The following is a 2,829-nucleotide window of genomic DNA, read 5'->3' as shown; positions in this document are numbered from 1 at the left end:
GCCGGACCGGCCGCGGCGGCCGGCCCGGCGGCGGGACCCGACGGCTGCGGCCGCCCCGGCAAGCGCCGCATCCCGCCCGGCGGGCTCGGCATGCACCTCTACACCATGCGCGGGCCCCTGGCCACCGACTTCGCCGGCACCCTGCAGCAGCTGTCCGACATCGGCTACGCGACCGTCGGCGTCAGCGGCCGGCACGGCCACAACGCCCGGCAGATCCGCGGCATGATCGACGACGCCGGGCTCTCGGCGGTGCTGGAGCACGTCGGGTACGGCACCGTCTCCGGCAGCGGCCTGCCGCAGGCGATCGAGGACGTACACACCCTGGGCGGCCAGTGGGTCGTGGTCCCCAGCCTGCCCGGCAACATGCACACGCCGGCCGGCTTCCGCGAGGCCGCCCGGGCCCTGAACGAGGCGGGCCGCGCCTGCCGTGACGCCGGCCTGCAGCAGGTGCTCTTCCACAACCACGGCAGCGACCACGCGACCGTCGACGGCGAGGTGCTCTTCGACATCCTCGTCAACGAGACCGACCCCCACCTCGTCGGCTTCGAGTTCGACGTGTTCTGGGCGGTGCGCGGCGGCGCCGACCCGTACACCTACTTCCGCCGGCACCCCGGCCGCTTCCCGGCCCTGCACGTCAAGGACATGGCGCCGAACGGCGACTTCGCCGACGTCGGCTCCGGCGTGCTGGACTTCCCGGGGATGTTCCGGGGGGCGCAGCGCGGCGGGGTCAGGCAGTGGCTCGTCGAGCACGACAACCCGTCCGACCCGTTCGCGACGGCCCGCAACAGCTACGAGTACCTCGCGGCGCTGCGCTACTGAAGCGCCGCGCGTTCCGCCGAGCGCTTCCGGCGCGTTCCCGGGCGGGGAGCGCGCCGGGCGGGCCCGCACCCGGGCGGGTCGGCGCGGGCCCCGGCGCGGCGGCGGCGGCCCACCCGGCGGCCTCTCCCGGCCCCGGCGACGGCCGCTGCCGCTCGGGCCGCGCTCCTCGGTCGCCCCTCCGCTACGGCCGGTTCAGCGCCCTGGCCGCGCCGGCGGCCACGGCGGTGGCGAGGATCCAGCCGGCCGCGACGAGCAGGTACGCCGCCCACTGGGAGCCGCCGGAGGGCGTGAAGGCGCCGCCCTGGCCGAAGTCGACGACCGGCAGCAGTGTGTCGAGCGTGTAGACGAACGGGTTGAAGCCGATGTCCTTGTCGGGCTCCAGCGGCCGCGGCCGGTCCGCGTGGAAGAGCAGGGAGCCCGCCGCCAGCAGCCCGGCCAGCCAGCCGACGGCGCGCTCGGGACGGTAGCCGTAGCCGACGGCGGCGTCCTGGACGACGCCCCAGGCGCGGGCGTACCGGGGCAGTTGGGCGCGGCGGGCGCGCTGCTTGGCCAGCAGGACGCGGCGGGCGTCGTCCTCGTGGCCGATGCGGCGGTACTCGGCGGCGAGCTGCTCGTACGGCTGCGGGACGTACGGGCCGTCGCCCCGGCTCAGCCAGGGCAGCCGCTCGGCGGCGGACAGCGGGGTGTCCAACTGCTCGTAGACGGCGCCGTCGAGATGGACGCGGGCCGGCCAGGACCCGGCGGCGTCGTGCAGCACGCCGAGGGTGGCGTGGCGCAGGTCGAGAGCGCCGTCGAGGCGGGCGGTGCGCAGGTCGGCCTCGGGGACGCTGGTGCGGCGCAGGGAGAGCGCGGTCGCGTCGGGGGAGTGCCCGGCGACGCTGCAGCCGGCGAGGTCGAGGCGGCCGGTGATCTGCGCACCGGACAGCACGAGCCGTCCGGCGGCGGCCACCCGGTCGCCCTCGACGTCCCCGCCGACCTGGATCCCGTACGCGTTGAGCGCCGTGCCCTCCGCCTCTCCCCGCAGCTCGGCGCCGCTCAGCACGAGCCGGCTGCCGACGGTCGTGCCGGCGATCCGCACCTCGCCGCGGGAGCGGAAGCCGGCGTCGAGCACGACGTCGGAGCCGATGTGCGCACCGGGGGCGTCGAGGGTCCGCCCGCCCGGGTGGTCCAGCGCGGCGGCACGCAGGAAGAGCGCGCCGGTGATGGCGGCGCCGCGGGCACCGAGCCGGCCGACGGCCGCCAACCGGTACGCGGACAGGTCGCCGTCGATCTGGACCCGGGCGGCGTCGAGCGCCATCCCGTCGGGACCGGCTTCGAGCGTCGCGGCACGCAGGTCGACGCTGCCGCCGACGCGGGCGCTGCGCAGCACGACCGTGCCCCGGGCGGCGAAGCCGTCGCGCATGAGGACGTCGTTGTCGACCTGCAGGCGGGTGGCGTCGAGCGCCTGGCCCCCGGGGCAGTGGAGCCGGGCGCCGTTGAGTATGAGGGTGCCGGCGATGCGGGCGGCGACGAGCCGGACCTTGCCGGTGGCCGTGCAGCCGGTCAGGCGCAGGTTGCCCTCCGCCCAGAGGTGGGAGGCGAGCATGCCCGGCAGGTGCGAGCCGTTGAAGCTGAGCTGGCCGGTACGGGCGCCGTAGAGGTCGACGGACTCCTCGAACAAGCAGTCCTGGAGCCGCAGATGGTGGTTCACCTCGGCGTGGTCGAGCGCCAGCCGGCCGGTGATCCGGGCACCGGCCAGCTGCACCGCCGCCGTGTGCCCGGACTCGGTCTCGCGCGCGCCGAGCAGCAGCGCGGCGACGACCTCGGCGCGCACGCCGCGCTCCGGGCCCCAGACGATGCCCGCGGCCGGGTCGTCGGCGGCGGCGTCGCCGGCGCGGAGGTCGACGCGGCCGGCGGTGGGAAAGGCGTCCCACAGCCGCCGTTCCGGCGGGCTCAGATCCTCCGGTCCCACGTATGCCGTCCCCCTCGTTCCCCGCACCGGACGCGGCGCGCGCTCGCTCGCTCCCGCTG

At 76.9% G+C, this 2,829-nt stretch carries 2 protein-coding genes; one reads left to right on the top strand and one right to left on the bottom strand.

Going from position 1 to position 2,829, the window contains the following annotated elements; genetic code table 11:
* Positions 1-819: sugar phosphate isomerase/epimerase family protein (locus ABD317_RS35525; RefSeq protein ID WP_344295904.1), on the top strand; the 819-nt coding region annotated here is incomplete at its 5' end.
* 181 nt (positions 820-1,000) lie between these two features.
* On the opposite strand, the gene ABD317_RS35520 is transcribed toward ABD317_RS35525, so the two are convergent.
* The gene (locus ABD317_RS35520) at positions 1,001-2,770 is read right to left on the bottom strand and encodes a bactofilin family protein (protein WP_344295901.1); all 1,770 of its coding nucleotides are present in this window, start codon (positions 2,768-2,770) and stop codon (positions 1,001-1,003) included.
* Positions 2,771-2,829 lie beyond the last annotated feature (59 nt).

The sequence above is a fragment of the Streptomyces synnematoformans genome, assembly GCF_039531005.1.
GTDB lineage: Bacteria > Actinomycetota > Actinomycetes > Streptomycetales > Streptomycetaceae > Streptomyces > Streptomyces synnematoformans.
This window is presented reverse-complemented; position numbering and strand designations above follow the sequence as displayed.